Origin of the sequence: Bowmanella denitrificans (genome assembly GCF_039522935.1) — a bacterium.
Classification (GTDB): domain Bacteria; phylum Pseudomonadota; class Gammaproteobacteria; order Enterobacterales; family Alteromonadaceae; genus Bowmanella; species Bowmanella denitrificans.
The window spans coordinates 152,325-168,700 of record NZ_BAAAEI010000012.1; the positions used below are offsets into that span (position 1 = coordinate 152,325).

The following is a 16,376-nucleotide window of genomic DNA, read 5'->3' on the forward strand; positions in this document are numbered from 1 at the left end:
ATTTACCGAATGTTTTTTCTGGCACTAAGTCGGAAAAAGAAATTCGGAAACCAGCGTTTGATATAAGGTGCCAAAGCGCTCAGTCCCTTACCAATAACCACTTCAAACTTGTCTTTGTGTATAGCAAGGATAATTTGCTGAGCGCAATCTGCGGCGCTGATCCCTTCAGCAATGGACTTAGCAACTTCGCCGTAGGGTTGGCCACTTTCGGTAAGGGCGTTAACAGAAATGTTGGTTTGCACAAAGCCCGGGCAAACATTCAGCACTTTCACGCCGTGATGAGTTTCTTCGGCGCGCAAGCAATCCATGTAACCAATCAGTGCATGTTTGGACGCCGCATAGCCAGACATCCCTTGACCACCCACTTTGCCTGCCACGCTGGCAATATTCACCAGCATGCCCTGATTCTGACGCAGGGCAGGTAACAGCGCCTGAGTGAGGCTGATAGTGCCAAAATAATTGACTTCCATCACCTGACGCTGCACTGATAGGGGCGTTTGTGCTGCGGGTCCACGCTGGGAAATTCCGCCATTGTTAATCAGCATATCCAAGCCATCTGACAGGTCAGCTTGTGCCACCACGTCCGGCAAAGTCTCTGCCCTGGATAAATCTAACGGCACAATTTTATGCCGCTGCGGATGTTTCAATGACGCTCGCAGCACTGCCAGTTTATCGGCCGAGCGGGCGCTGAGGATCAGTCTGGCGCCTTGGGCATCCAGAGCCCGTGCCAATGCCTCACCAATCCCCATGGATGCCCCTGTCAGCCAGATATGCTTGTCTTGAACCTTCATACTGATTATTCCGTTAAGGGTTGTGATACAGCCTGCTCTGCCAAGGCCAGATGTTTTTCCCGCATCAGTTCACTAATAGGCAGTAATTCAATACCCATCTCTTCCAGCTGAGGCAGACGAGTTTGCAAAAAAGCCAGCGTTTCCTTATAGGGATGGCCAATACCAATGGCATAAGGGTATTTGTGTGCAATACGGATCAGGCGTTCAAACTGTGCCTGAATATGTTCTTCACTCTGGATATGATCAAGAAATACATGGCGGTGGGCGCTGAGTACCCCATGACGATGAGCAATTTGCTCAGCCTTGCTGAAGCGAGTGGTGCGGCTGTCCACAAAGAACATCTGCCGTTCACGCAAAAAGCGCATCGTAATATCCATCGGCTGACTTAATTGCGTCAGTTTGCTGCCCATATGATTGTTCAGACCAATGGCATTAGGCACCGATTGCAATGCCGCACTCAGTTCATGCTGTATGGAGTCTGAGGCCATATCAGAGGTCAGGGCACCGGGCCCCAGCTTATTGCCTGCCAGGGCTTCCATGGGCATGTGCAAAATCACATCACGGCGCTGGCTTTTGGCTAAATCCGCATAAGTCTGGGAAAAAGGCGTGTGGGGTAAGATGGCAAAGGTGACTTCGGCTGGAAGTGCAAAGGCTTGGCTGTCATCTTTGCGATAGCCCATATCATCAATAATAACAACAACCCTGCCAGCCCAAACAGGAAGGGCCGTTAACAATATCAGCAGCGCACAGGCGTATTTTATCAACACTCAGACTTATTATTTTTCCTATCTTTCTTAGCTTAGCATGCCAGTATTCTTGGCAGATACCAAGCCAGCAGAGGTATGGAAATTGATAACCTGCCATTTAATCACTCAGCCAGCGCGCCGGGCTGACCGCCTGACCTTTGTGGCGCAGTTCAAAGTACAATGCCGGGCTGGATTGGCCACCGGTTTGCCCCAGTAAGGCGACTTCTTCGCCCGCTTCCACGGAATCGCCAACGCCTTTTAACAGCGCCTGGTTATAGCCGTACAAACTCATATAGCCGTCACCATGATCTATCACTGTGACTAAACCAAAGCCCCGCAGCCAGTCAGCAAATAGCACTTTGCCATGATGCACTGCGCGCACTGAATCCCCCGTGCTGCCTTGAAAAAGTACCCCCTTCCAGCGTACCTGGCCCTGTCGGTGCTTACCAAACAAGTCTCGCATACGCCCGTCGGTTGGCTTCAGCAGCGTCCCCTGCATACCATCCAGTCCGGATAAGGTCTGATTTTGCCTGGCCGCCAGCTCAGCGGCACGCTGAATAGCCTGGATCAGGTTTTGTTCATTAATTTGCAGTTGCTCTATCTGCGCGGCTTCACTGTCAATGCGACTTGCCAGTTCTTTCAATGTGCCTTCACGTTTTTGTTGCTGAGACGCCATTAGCTGGCGCTGGGCATCCTGTACCTGCTCCAATTTAGCCAGCTCATCGCGTTTTGCAAGCAGCTCTGAACGTACCATTTTCAGTCTGTCCACCATGGCAGTAAACTGGCGAATTTGTTCAAGACGGGCTTTATTCAGATAACCGTAGTAGCTGAGCATACGTTCCAGCTTGCCGGCATCTTCCTGATTGAGCAGCATCTTGGTGAAGTCATGCTGACCACTCATATAGGCGCTACGAAGCTGATCGCCCAGCGCGTCTTGTTGCTGGCGGATTTTGCCCAACAATTCGGCTTCCTCGCTTTGCAATTTACGCTGTTGGCTCTCATTGGTTTGCAAACGCTGGCGGGTCGTATTGATATCCTTAACCAAACTGGCGATGTCTTTCTCTGCTTTTTGCAAGACGTTTTCCAGTTCCCTGGCATCAGCCAGACGCAAATCTAGTTGCTGTTGCCGTTCTTTAATCTGTTCCTGCAAAGCTTTGAGTTGTTGGTCGGGATCTTCCTGCGCAAAAGCCAGCCCAGACAGGCAAAAGCACACCAGACCAAGACACTTGCTGGTTAAAGAAACCCAGTGCATAAGCAGCCTGACCAACCTGAGCCGGGAATTAAGCTGATTTGTCAGAGCACTGCAGGTATAGGGCACCGGTTTCTCCTGTCCATAAGGTTGGTCATTACCGCGGCAATTTATACCAATTTGCAGCTTGCCAGGCAAAGACTTGGCAACCCATCACGACAATTTCACAGTAGACAGGGGACTGGCTTCTGTGGCGGTTTTCTATATACTTTGCAGTCATTTTTTTACCTATCTTGTTTAATAGGCGAGCCCAATATGCAGCAGTTTATCGAATTTATCGGTAACCATTATCTTCTTTCCAGTGCCTGGGTGGCATTGGCAGTATTGCTGGTCTACAGCCTGGTCAGCAGTAAATTCTCCCCGGTCAAAGAACTGGGTACGCACGACGTCACATTATTAATGAACAAGCAGGACGCATTGGTGCTGGATATTCGCAGTCAAAATGAGTTCAAGAAGGGCCACATACTGGGTGCTAAACAAATTCCGGCAGAAAAACTCAATAAAGGCGAGTTTTCAGCCCTTGAAAACAACAAGGACAAACCCATTATTGTGGTCTGTGCCATGGGAATGACGGCCAAGCGTACGGCTTTACAAATGTTGAAAGCCGGCTTTAGTCAGGTTTCGGTGCTGAAAGGCGGCATGAACGCCTGGCAGAGTGCCAATTTACCTGTAGCCAAGTAACGGCGGATTGTTGTTGATGCCAATGCGAGGTTAATCATGGCAAAAGTGGAAATCTATACCAAGAATTATTGCCCTTATTGTGTGCGTGCCAAACAGGTATTGACCAGTAAAGGGGTGGTTTTTCAGGAATACCCCATAGATCTTCAGCCCGAGTTGCGTGATCTGATGATTCAACGGGCAAACGGCGGCTATACTGTGCCGCAGATTTTCATCAACGAGCGCCATATTGGTGGATGTGATGATATGTTGGCTCTGGATGCCCGGGGACAACTGGACGAATTACTGGCCGCGCAGGCCTGAACACTTTTAGGAAAAAACATGACAGAAGAAGTACAAGCCAACGGTATGGACCAGGGCGAAGCAGCACAACCACAGTTTGCCATCCAACGTATTTATACCAAGGATATTTCCTTCGAATCTCCAAACTCCCCGGCCATTTTCCAGCAGGAATGGAAACCCGAAGTAAAAATGGATTTAGACACCCGCAGTGCTAAATTGGACGACAACAGCTACGAAGTGGTTTTAGCTGTGACCGTGACAGCCAAAGCTGGTGATCAAACCGCATTTCTGGTTGAAGTTCAGCAGGCCGGCATTTTTACTATTGCTGATATGTCTGATCAGCAAAAAGCCCATATTCTGGGTTCATTCTGCCCTAACACTTTGTTCCCTTACGCCCGGGAGTGTATTTCAAACCTGGTTAACCGCGGTACATTCCCGCAACTGAACCTGGCCCCGGTGAATTTCGATGCGATTTTTGCCGCTTATCTGCAAAAGCGCATGCAGGATGCCCAAGCTCAGCAGGCTGCTCAAAACCAAGAGGCCTGATGATCGCTTCAACCAAAAGCATGACAGTCCTGGGGGCGGGGTCGTATGGCACCGCCCTTGCTTTTTGCTTCGCCAGAAATGGGTTTCCCACCTGGATCTGGGGGCGGGATAGAGCCCAGATGACGCAGATGGCCAGTGACAGAGTCAATGCCCGCTACCTGCCCGGCGCTGCTTTCCCCGAGCAATTGCAGGTCGAAACCGAGCTGGCCAAAGCCGTGGCCGCCAGCCCCAATATTCTGGTGGTGGTGCCGAGCCATGGTTTTGCAGAGTTGCTTAAACAAATTAAGCCGATGCTGACTAGCGAGCACCGGATTGTCTGGGCCACTAAAGGACTGGAACCGGACACAGGCTGCCTGCTTCAGGATGTGGCCCGGCGTATTTTAGGTGACAAAGTTTCCCTGGCCGTGCTGTCCGGTCCTACCTTTGCCAAAGAAATGGCTGCTGGCCTGCCCACCGCCATATCCCTATCTTCCGCCGATGATGCCTTTATTGACGATATTGCAGATATGCTGCATTGCGGTAAGTCTCTGCGGGTTTACAAAAACACGGATTTTGTTGGCGTGCAATTAGGCGGCGCAGTTAAAAATGTTATTGCCATTGGCGCTGGTTTGGCAGACGGTATCGGCTTTGGTGCCAATGCCCGGACTGCACTTATTACCCGGGGGCTGGCAGAACTAACCCGTTTGGGGGCAACATTAGGGGCCGAGGTCAGTACTTTTATGGGTATGGCCGGTCTGGGAGATCTGGTGCTGACCTGCACGGACAATCAGTCCCGCAACCGCCGTTTTGGTCTAGCATTGGGGCAGGGAATGTCTGTACAGGAAGCCATGGACAGTATTGGCCAGGTTGTGGAAGGCTATCGCAATACCCGTGAGGTTTATTTGCTGGCACAGCGCCAGGGTGTGGAAATGCCCATTACCGAGCAAATCTACCAAGTGCTGTATGAGGGCAAACCGCCAAAAGAGGCAGCCCTGGCTTTGTTGGGACGCGAGAAAAAATTTGAATAGGGCCCGGTGATCCGGGCTTTTTTTAACCAAGTGTTTTCGCTTTCAGCAACTGGGTTTCTGCATACAGATTTTAGCTAATATCCAGTCTCTGTCTTGCATCAGCCAGAGTGACCAAAATAACCTTCAACCCGCAACGCCAGTCCGTAAGACACTTTAAAATCCTCATCACGACGCCACAGCATAAAAGGCTCCACCTCGAAGAATAGCCATTTCCGTAATGCATTTTTCCGCCAGCGGGTACTGACTAAATATTCTTCTACGCGGTAATTCGGTCGGCTGTTACCTTCTACATAAAGACCGTAAATCATCGCGGTTTTATCATCCCATTGGCTGTATTTGTACCAGCCATGTTGCCAGATCCAGTCGTTTTCCTCGTCGCGAAAATAAAAGTGGTTGTCGAAACGGAACAGATCATTGCCTGCCAGTTGGTGTTCATACTGGGCCATCAGATGACTGCCGAATCTGTCCTGAGTGTAGTAGTAAACAGAGGCCTCCAGATTGACATTGTTGATATCCGATAAGCCAAAAGTCTTGCGTACCTGTGACTTCACGTAAGGCTGCAACTTTCGCCCCACACCGATTCGATGGGAAACATTCAGATCTGCACTTTTCTTGGCTGTCCAACGTAGCGCCATGGAGAAGCGATTGCGGTTATCTATCGCATCATTGCGGGCGGCTTTGATACTGGATGCATCTTCGTCTTCGTCATAGTCTGAAAAAATAAGGTCGGTTTGATGCTTCATGTTCGGCAATTTAACCCGCACCCGAAAGCGTGTTTCAAATTCGTTTACCGCACGACTGCGAGGTTCCCAACCTAACCGAATTCTGGCCTCGCCTCGGGCTTTTTCATCCATTTGCAGAGATTCATCGGCAAAAAAATGATCAAACCACAATGCCGTGGCATTAATGGAATCCGTTACATTGTCTTGCAAGTCATCCAACCAGGGCTGGTCTTGCAGCGGTTGCTGCGAGTCCTGCGCCTGGGCAGGCAGAGCAAGGACGACCATTAAAATGAAAATCCTTGGACAGTTCAAAGCTGCTCCTTTTCAACAATGCCTATTCACAAGCATGACCACTAACCACCGCAGGATCAAATGCAGTGACCTTTTGTCCAACCTACGTATAATAGCCGCAAAAGTGTTAAACGGGAGTAAAGCATGGGTGGCATTAGTATCTGGCAATTGTTGATTGTATTCGCAATCATCGTATTGCTGTTCGGCACCAAGAAGTTGCGTACCCTGGGCAGTGACCTGGGTTCAGCGGTCAAGGGCTTTAAGAAGGCCGTAACTGACGAAAAAACTGAAGAGCAGGATGCTGATTTTCCTCAGCAGAAAATGGAAAATAAGGCTGACAATCAGCCCAGTAACCAAGCAGATAAACAACAACAAAAATAATTATGTTCGACATCGGCTTCTGGGAACTCTTGGTGATAGGTATAGTGGCCTTGCTGGTGCTGGGCCCCGAACGCCTGCCTGGCGCTATCAGGTCCACCAGCAGAACAATTTCCGGTATTCGATCTATGGCCAGCAACTTCAAACAGGAAATGGAGCAACAACTGAAAATTCAGGAATTGCATGACAACCTGAAGAAGGCCGAGCAGCAGAATCTGGAAAATTTGTCACCAGAACTGAAGGATTCGGTAGATACATTGCGTGAAGCGGCCGACTCGGTGCAAAAACCCTATCAAAAAGAATAGATGTCAGACTCACAAACCCTTTTCAGTCATCTGGTAGAACTGCGCAGCCGCATATTAAAAGCCCTGCTGGCAGTGTTGCTGGTATTTATCAGTCTGGCCTACTTTGCCCAGGATCTTTACCACCTATTGGCGACCCCTTTGTTGTCGGTGATGCCAAAGGGTGCACAAATGATTGCCACCGATGTCGCGTCACCGTTTTTTGCGCCCTTTAAACTCACCATGGTACTGTCGTTTTTTATCGCCATTCCCGTAGTGCTGTATCAGGTGTGGGGATTTGTCGCTCCGGGCTTATATCGCAATGAGAAGAAACTGATAGCACCGCTGTTGGTTTGCAGTACCTTACTGTTCTATGGCGGTATCGCATTTGCCTATTATGTGGTGTTTCCTCTGGCTTTCGCTTTTTTTACCAGTGTTGCGCCTGAAGGGGTTACCATCAGTACAGATATCAACAGTTATCTGGATTTTGTACTCAAACTGTTTTTTGCCTTCGGCCTGTCATTTCAAATCCCGGTTGCCATCATACTGATGTGCTGGACCGGTATGACCAGCCCGGCGCAATTGAAGGAAAAACGCCCTTATGTGGTGGTTGGCGTGTTCGTTATTGGCATGCTTCTAACACCACCGGACGTCATTTCCCAAACCTTACTTGCCGTGCCCATGTGGCTGTTGTTTGAACTTGGCGTACTGGCTGGCGCAATCTATTACCGACCCGACCAGGACGTGGAACATCAGGATTCACCATGAAAATAAAACAATTATTTCTGGCCTTACCTTTTTGTTTTTTGGGCGTTTTTGCCCAGGCTGAAACGCTGGCGTCAGCATTACAGGCTTGCACAAAAGAGCAAAACAGCCTGAAGCGTTTAGTCTGTTACGACAAAGTCGCCAAAGATGCCAGCCAATTTGAAGGCGGCGACAGGGTATTATCCACCCATCAGGCCATCAGCCAGGTTCGCGGCCAGTCGGCGAGGCAAGATGGCCCTTTGCCAACACAACAGACAGTTGAAACAACTAGCCAGGAGCAGAACTTTGGTCTTGAGCATGTCACCAGACCGGAAAATGAAGAAGATAAAATCTATGTCACCCTACAGTCCAAAGACCAGGATGCCTATGGCAAACTGATTCTGACCCTGACCAACGGGCAAATCTGGAAACAGTCCGACTCCGGCAACTTCCCCATTCCAAATGGCCAGCTATATATCGAGCGTGGCATGCTGGGGGCATTTTTCCTGAGTTCCGATGAAGCCAACCGTAAGATACGGGTCAAACGTATCAAGTAAGCATGACCTGGTTTGATATTGGCGTTAATCTGACCAACAAAAGGTTCAGTGCCGATCTGGATCAGGTTCTGACGCGCGCCAGACAAAATAAGGTTTGTCAGATGTTGATTACCGGCACGGATGTGCAGGAAAGTCATTCAGCCTGGCAACTAGCCAAGCAGCATCAACTCTTCAGCACTGCCGGTGTACATCCACATTATGCCGGCAGTGTACAGCCAGACTTTGTCGACAAACTGCGGCAACTTGCCAAGAAGCCGCAGGTCAGAGCGATAGGGGAATGCGGCCTGGACTTTAATCGCAATTTTTCGACTCGTGAAGACCAGCTCAGGGTTTTTGAGCAACAACTTGAATTGGCTGTAGAGTTACAGAAGCCGGTATTTCTGCATGAACGGGATGCCTTTAACGAGCAAATAGCGATTCTGAAACGCTTTCGTCCACATTTAGCCGGCGGTGTGGCCCATTGCTTTACCGGCAATCGTGAGCAGATGGAAGCCTATCTGGATCTAGGCCTGTATATTGGCATAACTGGCTGGCTTTGCGATGAGCGCCGGGCCACAGAGCTACGACAAGCGGTCGCACATTTACCCCCAGCCCGCATGATGCTGGAAACCGACGCCCCTTATTTGGCACCCCGTCATGTCAGGCCCCGCATTGAGCGCTGCGAACCTTGTCATCTGCCGCTTATTGCAGAAGAGCTGGCAAGTTTAACGGGTATCCCACTAGCACAACTTGCTACCAGCAGCTTTACCAATAGTCAGACACTTTTCGGCCAGGAGCCGCATGATGGACAGTCTTAACGGTATTCAGTTAAGACGCCGTTGGCTGTGGCTGTACGGTGTACTGGCGGTATTAATCGTGTTTGTTGCCGCTATCAAAGTGATGCAGGCGGTGGCCGGCACCCAGCCTCTGCAAAGCATAGGACGTGGTGTAGAATTTCTGCTAGACGACAGTCAAGCACTTGGTATTGACGAAGTGCTGCAAAGCAGCAACCTGCAATGGCAAACAGAACAAAGCCAGCAGCTATCTTTTGGTATGCGCAGTGCTCCCTTGTGGCTGAAGCTGCAGCTCCCACAACTCGACGCCAGAGATCAATGGCTACTGGAAGTTGACTATGCTTTGCTGGACGAGCTGGAGGTATGGTTCTTTCAAGGACAGCGGCTGCTGAGTGATTATGTTACCGGTGACACGCTGCCATTTCGCAGTCGGGACATCAGCACCGAAAAGTTTTTGTTTCCGGTACCAGATAGCAGCGAACCTATTACCCTGATTATTCGCGCCAAAACCAGTGGTTCACTGAAACTGCCGCTAAATCTGTGGAATGCCGGACAGTACTTGGTGTACGCCGGTGAGCACAACCTGCTGATGGGTTGCTTCTTTGGCGTTTTGGCAGCGATGGCATTAAGCAACTTTTTCTTTTTTGTTACCACCCGCTACTCCAATTTTCTGGTGTACTGCGGTTATGTGGTGTTCCTGAGTCTGACCCTTTTGACCCTGCATGGCATTGGTTATAAATACTTGTGGCCAGAGGACATATGGCTGCAGGGACGTAGTGTAGTGTTATTTGCCAATGCCACCATGGGCTTTGCCATCATATTTACCCGCGAGCTGTTGCAGGTGCGAAAATACGGCCAATGGTTGGACAGAGGATTGCTCGTCTGTGCGGCCCTGTACCTGGCTGGCTTGCTATTGGGGCTGTTCTTGCCTTATTGGCTGATGATCAAAGTGTTTTTACTGGTGCTGATGGTCAGTGTGGTTTACATCTGTGGTCTGGCCTTGTGGCTGTCGGGAAAGGGCATTGAAATCGCCAGGATCTATGCGCTAGCCTGGTTTACCCTGCTGATCAGTGCACTGGTAGCTGGCCTGGAAAATCTCGATTTGATAGATCTCAACATCGGCTCTCATTACCTGCTGATGGTGGGCGCCTTGATCGAATCCATACTGCTGGCTTTGGTATTAGCGATCAACTATAACCAGCAACGCGAGGCAACCTTTGCGGCTCAAAGCCTGGCGCTGGAGCAGGCAAAACAGTCCAGGGAGATGCAGGAGAAGGCTCAGGAGGAATTGGAATACAGTGTTCAGGAGCGTACCCTTGAGCTGGAGATTGCCCTGCGTGAACTGTCAGAAAAGAACCGTGAGCTGGAAGAACGCAATACCCAGGATGCCCTGACCAGTATTCGCAATCGCCGTTACTTTGATAAAAAATATATTGCCGAGATACGATGCAGTCGCCGCGAACAAACCCAATTCAGTGTGGCCATGCTGGATATCGATCACTTTAAAAGCATCAATGATCAATACGGCCATTTAGTTGGCGATGAATGCATCCGTATGGTGGCAAAACTGATTGCCGACCATTTGCGCCGCCCGGCCGATGATGTGTGTCGCTATGGTGGTGAAGAATTTGCACTACTGCTACCCAATACCGATGCAGATGGTGCCTGGCAGCTACTGGAGCAGATTCGTCAGACGATGCAAGACACCCCCGTACACACACCAGCAGGTGCAATTCACCTGACTATCAGCGGTGGCTTTGCCAGCAACATCGTGAGCATGGATGGCGATGAAATGGCCTTACTGAGCCAGGCCGATCAAGCACTTTATCAAGCCAAACAGGCCGGCCGTAATCAAATACGTAGTTATTCTCAGGAGTCTTCCCATGTCTGATTTTCTTCGGGTTCGCCCCCGTCGTATCCGTAAAAACGAATTTACCCGTCAGTTGATAGCTGAGTCGCGCCTGTCGGTACAGGATCTGATCTACCCTATGTTTGTACTGGAAGGAAAAAATCGCAGCGAAGATATTCCCTCCATGCCAGGCATTAGCCGGATGTCCATAGACCTGTTACTCAAAGAAGCAGAAGCGCTGGTTGAATTGGGCATTCCCGCTATTGCCTTGTTTCCCGTCACACCTGCAGAATTGAAATCAGAATGTGCCAGCGAAGCCTTTAACCCAGATGGTCTGGCGCAAAAGGCCATTCGCGCCCTGAAAGAGTTTGTTCCTGATCTGGGTGTGATTTCCGATGTAGCACTGGATCCTTTCACCTCTCATGGTCAGGACGGGTTGATGGATGAAAATGGCTATATCGTCAATGACCAAACCGTCGAAGTGCTGGTTAAGCAGGCGCTGTCGCATGCCGAGGCCGGTGCCGATATTGTCGCCCCTTCGGATATGATGGATGGCAGAATCGGGCAGATCCGCAAGGCGCTGGAACAGCAGGGCCACGTCAACACCTGCATTATGGCGTACTCGGCTAAATATGCTTCTAGCTATTACGGACCATTCAGAGATGCATTGGGCACAGCGGCTAACATTAAGGGTGGTAATAAGAAGAGCTACCAAATGGATCCGGCTAACAGCAACGAAGCACTGCGCGAAATCGCCCAGGATATCGCCGAAGGTGCGGACATGGTCATGGTTAAACCCGGTATGCCATATCTGGATATCGTTCAGCGCTGCAAGCAGGAATTCGGCGTGCCGACCTTCGCTTATCAGGTCAGTGGTGAGTACGCTATGCATAAGGCAGCGTTCGCCAATGGCTGGCTCAACGAGGAGGCGGTGATAATGGAATCATTACTGGCTTTCAAGCGGGCAGGTGCTGACGGTATTCTGACCTACTTTGCCAAACAGGCGGCGCAGTTGCTTCGTTAGTTGGCCGTTGGACTTGCTCCCACGCTCCGACAACTGATGACTGCCAAATGACGACTTAAATTCTGTCGGACTTAAGTCTGACCCACTGTGGGTTGGGCTTCAACCCAACAATGATCGCTAGCCACTCTGTACTGAATTAGCTTCGGTCATTAAACCAGAATTCGATTTCGTCGGTTTCCACTGCAAAACTGGCAGCATGTTCAGTATTGGCTGGTACATGATACCAGTCACCAACAGCGAAACGACGGGTTTCACCTTGCATGGTCAGGATCAATTCCCCCCGAATAATCACCCCGTAGTTGTCAGTTTCATGCTGATGCGGGGGGATCTGGGTTCCAGCCTGGTATGATGCAAACAGAACCTCTGCGCCCTGAGCCCTTAAGCGATATGCATCGAATCGCCCATCGTAGAGCTCCAATTGCCGAATTTTATCTGGATATTTTCCCGCCACATTATGTTCCTTTTTGTTGTTTGAACCACCTTAGCACTATCTCATCTGGAACCCAACACAGGGCATTAGCGACGCTTCCATTCGATTAATCTGCTGCCATTTTATCCGATTATCAGTATGCTAGTGGGTATAGAAAATCGCTCGGATTGCCCCCTTATGTCTGAATTAAATGACGTTTTTGATCTGCTAAAAACCCTGATTCGCGAACCCAGTGTGGTCGGTGCCGAGCATAGTTTTTTTCGGGTGCTGCAACGAGAGCTGGAAGAGCGAGGCGCCCAGGTCACCTGGTATGAAGGCGTACTGGTGGCACAAGGCAGCAAGCCTTTCTCCGCCATGTTCTCCGCTCATATCGACCGCCATGGCCTGATTTGCACCGGCCCCAATGAATTTCAGTATGCCGCTTTTGTAGCGGGTAACCGCTCGGATTTATTGGGCAATTCGGTATCGGAACAGCTGATCAACAAAATTGTTGATCGCTTTGATGCCACGCCGGTGATGGCTTATGAGCCCTGGTCCGGCGCTTACCGGGGCAAAGGGCACATCGCCAAAAGTTATGTATGTGAAAGACGCAATAACCTGATCTTCACCCTTGAAGGTATGGAACACCTGGTAGCAGGCACCCCCGTGGCCTTTGCCGACCGTCTGACGGTGCGTGACGATACCATCAGCGGCCAGCTGGACAATGTGCTGACTGCAGCATTTCTGGTCCATTTGTTTAGTCAGGGTTTTGAAGGTACGGCATTTTTTACCGCCCAGGAAGAAGCAGGAAAAAGCTGGCGTTACCTGCTGGAATGGTTCCGACGCTTTGGCAGTAGTACCAACCGACTGATTGTGGTGGATACCAGCCCTTATCCAGATCGTGTAGAGGCAGATAAGCAGCAATTGGTGTTACGCCATAAAGACGCCAACGCCGATTTTGATCCGCTGTTGACCGAACAACTTCAGGCTATTTGCGAAGTGTATGGCCATACCTGTAGCTATAAGGATGAATACATAGACCAGAAAAATGCGCAGTTGGTGGCACAAGGTTTATCAGCGCAATCCTATGGCAGCACAGAAATGGGCAGAATTATCGCCGCCTCGAATGGGGTGGTAACAGGTTCAACCCTGCAAATTCCGACCACGGGTTATCACACTATGGAAGAAACCGCCTCCATCGCTTCCTGCCAGGCATTTCTTACTGTGTTAAAACGTATTGCCGAATTACATTGAGCCTGAGGGAGTCACGATGCTGAAAAGAAGCGCATTAACCTTAACGGTGTTAGCCTTGTTGATAACAGCTAAGGTATCAGCCCTGGATTGGCAAATACATACCCTACCTGACTCCCCATCCTTGCGGGCCAGCAGTGCAGCTTATGGGCAGTTGTGGGTTGCAGGTACGCAAGGGCAGATGTACAAGAGTCTGGATGGTGGTCAAAGCTGGCAATCGGCGGCGATTACGGCCGAAGCCAACGGGGATATTCGCGACTTACAGCAATTTGCCGATGGCAGCCTGTTGGCCATGACGGTGGGGCCTGGCCAAAGTTCACGTATTTACCGCAGCACTGATAGTGGTGAAAGCTGGCAATTGTGGTTGCAAAATCAGCACGCCAAGGGCTTTTTCAATGCTATCGACTTTTGGGATCAGGACCATGGTCTGCTGTTGGGCGACCCTGTTGACGGCTTCTATATGGTGATGAAAACCTCCGACGGTGGTAAAACCTGGCGACGCATCAGCCAGGCACAACTACCAGAGATACTCGACAAGGAAGCAGCCTTTGCGGCCAGCGGCAATACCCTGAAAATCCAGGATAAGCAAAATGTCTGGATTGCCACTGGTGGCTTTTCGGCCTCGGCCTATCACTCCAAGGATGCGGGGGAACATTGGCAACGTGTTGAACTGCCTATCCACAACCAGGGACAAACCGGTGGGGCTTATGCTATTGGCCTGAACAGCAAAAATGAAGCCTTTGCCCTGGGCGGGGATTATCAGGACAGACCGGGCAAATATCCCAATCTGGCCAAGCTTACTTCAGAAGGTGCCGAGCTGATCCAAACTGGTGAGCGGGGGCTGCGCACGGCCATGGCCTGTATCAATGCCATTTGTTTAGCTACCGGCAAGACCGGCACAGACATCTCCTATGATCACGGATCCAACTGGCAGGCATTTTCTGACCAGGGCTTTTATACTTTGGCGGCGGATCAGCAAACCTTTGTCGGTGCAGGCCATGATGGCCGTATTGGCATACTAAAGATCAGTCAGATCAAGTAATAATCAAAGGCGCCTAAGTAGTACCCTGATAGATACTGTGGCGCCCTGATGGATATTAGTTCAATGTCGGAGGGCGGCGTTTGTTGCTGGCTTGCTCGTAACCGAACGCCGCCTCGATAAGCACCGGCTCTGATTTCGCCGCACCGAAAAAGCTCATCCCTACAGGCAGTGCCGGGCTACCCGGCACTTCTATAAACCCCATAGGTATGGTGATATGTGGATACCCGGCCACAGCGGCGGCAGAACTGGCGGCCCCCAGATAATGATCGCCATTGATATGGTCAGTCTTCCAGGCTGGTCCAACGGTTGGCGCAATAAGTAAATCCAGCTTATCTTTGACCAGCAGCGCATCAATACCTTCTTCACCAGCCAGGCGCTTGGCACGCGCCAGGGCTTCGAGGTATTCGGGCTCCTGCGTCGTATCGCGAGCCTCAGCCATATCAAACAATTCCTGAGCAAAAATTGTCATTTCCTCAAGCTGGTTAACCTTATTGGCTTCAATTAAGTCGGCCAGGCTGCGATAGGGTAATGACGTGCCCGCCAGATACTCGGTAATCCCGCGTTTGAACTCATGCAACAGTATCGTAAATTCATCATCTCCCCACTGGTTTTCCAAATGGGTATCCACCAGTATCGCGCCCTGTTCACGCAATACGTCCAGTTGTTGTTCAAACACGTTATCCAGCAAGGCATGGTAGCCCATCAGACTACGTACAACACCGATGCGCTTACCTGCCAATCCAGTACTTATCAGGTGTTGGCTAAAATCACGGTGGTCGGCATAGCTAGCAGCATCGGCGCTGTCCGGCCCTTGCATCGCTTCGAGCAACAGTACTGCGTCGGTCAGAGTGCGGGCCATCGGCCCGGCAGTGTCCTGACTGTGCGCGATAGGAATGATGCCGTCGCGACTAATCAAGCCCAATGTCGGCTTGATACTGACAATGCCATTCATGGCCCCGGGGCAAACCAACGAGCCGTCGGTTTCCGTGCCCACGGCTATGGCAGTGAGGTTGGCTGCCACGGCAGCACCTGAACCTGAACTTGAACCACAGGTCGAGGTGCTGATGTCGTAGGGATTACGAGTTTGTCCGCCCATGGCACTCCAACCGGAGCTTGAGCGAGTGGAGCGAAAGTTTGCCCACTCGCTGAGATTGGCTTTACCCAGAATGATCACCCCAGCCTCACGCAGCTTTTTCACCAGGAATGCATCATCGGCCGGCAGATTATTTTTAAGCAGCACTGACCCGCCGGTATTAGCAACACCAAGACTATCAATATTGTCTTTCAGCAGCACCGGAATACCGTGCAGGGGGCCTCGCACACGGCCTTGCTGCCGCTCAATGTCCAGTTCTCTGGCTTGCCTGATTGCACTGGGGTCCAGGCTGATTACCGCATTTAAGGCAAGCCCCTGGTCGTCATACTGGTCAATCCTGTGCAGGTAGAAATTCACCAGTTGCTCGCTGGTCAGCTCCCCGCCGGACATCAGTTGCTGCAATTGTGGTGCACTGGCTTCCAACACTAAGGGGGTATAGTCGCGAACTGATGCACAGGCGCTTAGCAGCAGTAGCATTGCGGCAAGCCATATTCTAAGACTCATCAAGGTTCCTTAACTGTTTGATTTATTATGATAATGTCTATTATCAAAACCTAGAGAGCGGGCTCAGGCAATAGCGGGAAGTAAAAGCGTGTGGTAGGGAAAGCAGGGATTGTGTATGCAATTATTGACGCACAAGCCTGAGCCTGTGCGCCACAAAGA

At 50.6% G+C, this 16,376-nt stretch carries 19 protein-coding genes; 13 read left to right on the forward strand and 6 right to left on the reverse strand.

Translation table 11 applies throughout. The annotated features are described in order from the left end of the window. Positions 1-2 precede the first annotated feature (2 nt). From ABD028_RS11675 to ABD028_RS11685, 3 genes are all read right to left on the reverse strand, one after another. On the reverse strand, positions 3-791 hold the full coding sequence (locus ABD028_RS11675; protein WP_343845044.1) for an SDR family oxidoreductase: 789 nt from the start codon (positions 789-791) through the stop codon (positions 3-5). 5 nt (positions 792-796) lie between these two features. Continuing rightward, entirely contained in the window at positions 797-1,558 is a 762-nt protein-coding gene (locus tag ABD028_RS11680) for a divergent polysaccharide deacetylase family protein (RefSeq protein WP_343845046.1), read from the reverse strand. 97 nt (positions 1,559-1,655) lie between these two features. Next, the gene (locus tag ABD028_RS11685) at positions 1,656-2,855 is read right to left on the reverse strand and encodes a murein hydrolase activator EnvC family protein (RefSeq protein ID WP_343845047.1); all 1,200 of its coding nucleotides are present in this window, start codon (positions 2,853-2,855) and stop codon (positions 1,656-1,658) included. Positions 2,856-3,041: 186 nt separating this feature from the next. Here ABD028_RS11685 and ABD028_RS11690 point away from each other — a divergent pair, with 186 nt between their 5' ends. The 4 genes from ABD028_RS11690 to gpsA are packed head-to-tail and all read left to right on the forward strand — an operon-like array spanning position 3,042 to position 5,299. Beyond that, positions 3,042-3,467, forward strand: coding sequence for a rhodanese-like domain-containing protein (locus tag ABD028_RS11690; RefSeq protein ID WP_102794678.1), 426 nt, complete (start codon positions 3,042-3,044; stop codon positions 3,465-3,467). A 36-nt stretch (positions 3,468-3,503) separates the two neighbouring features. Beyond that, entirely contained in the window at positions 3,504-3,767 is a 264-nt protein-coding gene (gene grxC, locus ABD028_RS11695) for a glutaredoxin 3 (RefSeq protein ID WP_102794679.1), read from the forward strand. An 18-nt stretch (positions 3,768-3,785) separates the two neighbouring features. Further along, positions 3,786-4,292, forward strand: coding sequence for a protein-export chaperone SecB (gene secB / locus ABD028_RS11700; RefSeq protein ID WP_102794680.1), 507 nt, complete (start codon positions 3,786-3,788; stop codon positions 4,290-4,292). Further along, positions 4,292-5,299, forward strand: a complete 1,008-nt coding sequence (gene gpsA, locus ABD028_RS11705; protein WP_343845050.1) for an NAD(P)H-dependent glycerol-3-phosphate dehydrogenase — start codon at positions 4,292-4,294, stop codon at positions 5,297-5,299. The genes secB and gpsA overlap by 1 nt, the downstream gene beginning before the upstream one ends. Before the next feature lie 98 nt (positions 5,300-5,397). On the opposite strand, the gene ABD028_RS11710 is transcribed toward gpsA, so the two are convergent. Next, positions 5,398-6,306 (reverse strand): hypothetical protein, encoded by a 909-nt coding sequence (locus ABD028_RS11710; RefSeq protein WP_172449209.1) that lies wholly within the window; start codon positions 6,304-6,306, stop codon positions 5,398-5,400. A gap of 150 nt (positions 6,307-6,456) precedes the next feature. Here ABD028_RS11710 and tatA point away from each other — a divergent pair, with 150 nt between their 5' ends. From tatA to hemB, 7 genes are read left to right on the forward strand one after another with little or no spacing between them, the layout of a single operon-like run. Continuing rightward, positions 6,457-6,693: a Sec-independent protein translocase subunit TatA gene (gene tatA / locus ABD028_RS11715; RefSeq protein WP_102794682.1), complete on the forward strand. Its 237-nt coding sequence runs from the start codon at positions 6,457-6,459 to the stop codon at positions 6,691-6,693. 2 nt (positions 6,694-6,695) lie between these two features. Beyond that, positions 6,696-6,995 carry a Sec-independent protein translocase protein TatB gene (gene tatB, locus ABD028_RS11720; protein WP_102794683.1) on the forward strand — a complete coding sequence of 100 codons (300 nt, stop codon included), beginning with the start codon at positions 6,696-6,698 and terminating at the stop codon, positions 6,993-6,995. Further along, positions 6,996-7,739 carry a twin-arginine translocase subunit TatC gene (gene tatC / locus ABD028_RS11725; RefSeq protein WP_102794684.1) on the forward strand — a complete coding sequence of 248 codons (744 nt, stop codon included), beginning with the start codon at positions 6,996-6,998 and terminating at the stop codon, positions 7,737-7,739. Beyond that, complete coding sequence (locus tag ABD028_RS11730) at positions 7,736-8,272, forward strand: hypothetical protein (protein ID WP_102794685.1); 537 nt, start codon at positions 7,736-7,738, stop codon at positions 8,270-8,272. Before tatC ends, ABD028_RS11730 begins: the two co-directional genes overlap by 4 nt. Before the next feature lie 2 nt (positions 8,273-8,274). Beyond that, positions 8,275-9,069: a TatD family hydrolase gene (locus ABD028_RS11735; protein WP_102794686.1), complete on the forward strand. Its 795-nt coding sequence runs from the start codon at positions 8,275-8,277 to the stop codon at positions 9,067-9,069. Continuing rightward, positions 9,053-10,936, forward strand: a complete 1,884-nt coding sequence (locus ABD028_RS11740) for a sensor domain-containing diguanylate cyclase (protein WP_343845054.1) — start codon at positions 9,053-9,055, stop codon at positions 10,934-10,936. The genes ABD028_RS11735 and ABD028_RS11740 overlap by 17 nt, the downstream gene beginning before the upstream one ends. Next, a complete protein-coding gene (gene hemB / locus ABD028_RS11745; protein WP_343845056.1) occupies positions 10,929-11,918 on the forward strand; it encodes a porphobilinogen synthase in 990 nt (329 codons plus the stop codon). Before ABD028_RS11740 ends, hemB begins: the two co-directional genes overlap by 8 nt. Before the next feature lie 136 nt (positions 11,919-12,054). On the opposite strand, the gene ABD028_RS11750 is transcribed toward hemB, so the two are convergent. Then, a complete protein-coding gene (locus ABD028_RS11750; protein WP_102794689.1) occupies positions 12,055-12,369 on the reverse strand; it encodes a cupin domain-containing protein in 315 nt (104 codons plus the stop codon). Between the two features lie 156 nt (positions 12,370-12,525). On the opposite strand from ABD028_RS11750, the gene ABD028_RS11755 reads away from it, so the two are divergent. Beyond that, positions 12,526-13,581: a peptidase M42 gene (locus tag ABD028_RS11755; protein WP_343845058.1), complete on the forward strand. Its 1,056-nt coding sequence runs from the start codon at positions 12,526-12,528 to the stop codon at positions 13,579-13,581. Between the two features lie 16 nt (positions 13,582-13,597). Next, positions 13,598-14,620, forward strand: coding sequence for a WD40/YVTN/BNR-like repeat-containing protein (locus ABD028_RS11760; RefSeq protein ID WP_343845059.1), 1,023 nt, complete (start codon positions 13,598-13,600; stop codon positions 14,618-14,620). A 55-nt stretch (positions 14,621-14,675) separates the two neighbouring features. On the opposite strand, the gene ABD028_RS11765 is transcribed toward ABD028_RS11760, so the two are convergent. Further along, a complete protein-coding gene (locus ABD028_RS11765) occupies positions 14,676-16,217 on the reverse strand; it encodes an amidase (RefSeq protein WP_343845060.1) in 1,542 nt (513 codons plus the stop codon). Between the last annotated feature and the right edge of the window lie 159 nt (positions 16,218-16,376).

What these genes read in the sequence shown, in the direction of transcription:
- ABD028_RS11675 (WP_343845044.1), bottom strand. Translation starts at nt 791, where the DNA reads ATGAAGGTTCAAGACAAGCATATCTGGCTGACAGGGGCATCCATGGGG.
- ABD028_RS11690 (WP_102794678.1), top strand. Translation starts at nt 3,042, where the DNA reads ATGCAGCAGTTTATCGAATTTATCGGTAACCATTATCTTCTTTCCAGT.
- grxC (WP_102794679.1), top strand. Translation starts at nt 3,504, where the DNA reads ATGGCAAAAGTGGAAATCTATACCAAGAATTATTGCCCTTATTGTGTG.
- secB (WP_102794680.1), top strand. Translation starts at nt 3,786, where the DNA reads ATGACAGAAGAAGTACAAGCCAACGGTATGGACCAGGGCGAAGCAGCA.
- gpsA (WP_343845050.1), top strand. Translation starts at nt 4,292, where the DNA reads ATGATCGCTTCAACCAAAAGCATGACAGTCCTGGGGGCGGGGTCGTAT.
- ABD028_RS11710 (WP_172449209.1), bottom strand. Translation starts at nt 6,306, where the DNA reads ATGGTCGTCCTTGCTCTGCCTGCCCAGGCGCAGGACTCGCAGCAACCG.
- tatA (WP_102794682.1), top strand. Translation starts at nt 6,457, where the DNA reads ATGGGTGGCATTAGTATCTGGCAATTGTTGATTGTATTCGCAATCATC.
- tatB (WP_102794683.1), top strand. Translation starts at nt 6,696, where the DNA reads ATGTTCGACATCGGCTTCTGGGAACTCTTGGTGATAGGTATAGTGGCC.
- tatC (WP_102794684.1), top strand. Translation starts at nt 6,996, where the DNA reads ATGTCAGACTCACAAACCCTTTTCAGTCATCTGGTAGAACTGCGCAGC.
- ABD028_RS11730 (WP_102794685.1), top strand. Translation starts at nt 7,736, where the DNA reads ATGAAAATAAAACAATTATTTCTGGCCTTACCTTTTTGTTTTTTGGGC.
- ABD028_RS11735 (WP_102794686.1), top strand. Translation starts at nt 8,275, where the DNA reads ATGACCTGGTTTGATATTGGCGTTAATCTGACCAACAAAAGGTTCAGT.
- ABD028_RS11740 (WP_343845054.1), top strand. Translation starts at nt 9,053, where the DNA reads ATGATGGACAGTCTTAACGGTATTCAGTTAAGACGCCGTTGGCTGTGG.
- hemB (WP_343845056.1), top strand. Translation starts at nt 10,929, where the DNA reads ATGTCTGATTTTCTTCGGGTTCGCCCCCGTCGTATCCGTAAAAACGAA.
- ABD028_RS11755 (WP_343845058.1), top strand. Translation starts at nt 12,526, where the DNA reads ATGTCTGAATTAAATGACGTTTTTGATCTGCTAAAAACCCTGATTCGC.
- ABD028_RS11760 (WP_343845059.1), top strand. Translation starts at nt 13,598, where the DNA reads ATGCTGAAAAGAAGCGCATTAACCTTAACGGTGTTAGCCTTGTTGATA.
- ABD028_RS11765 (WP_343845060.1), bottom strand. Translation starts at nt 16,217, where the DNA reads ATGAGTCTTAGAATATGGCTTGCCGCAATGCTACTGCTGCTAAGCGCC.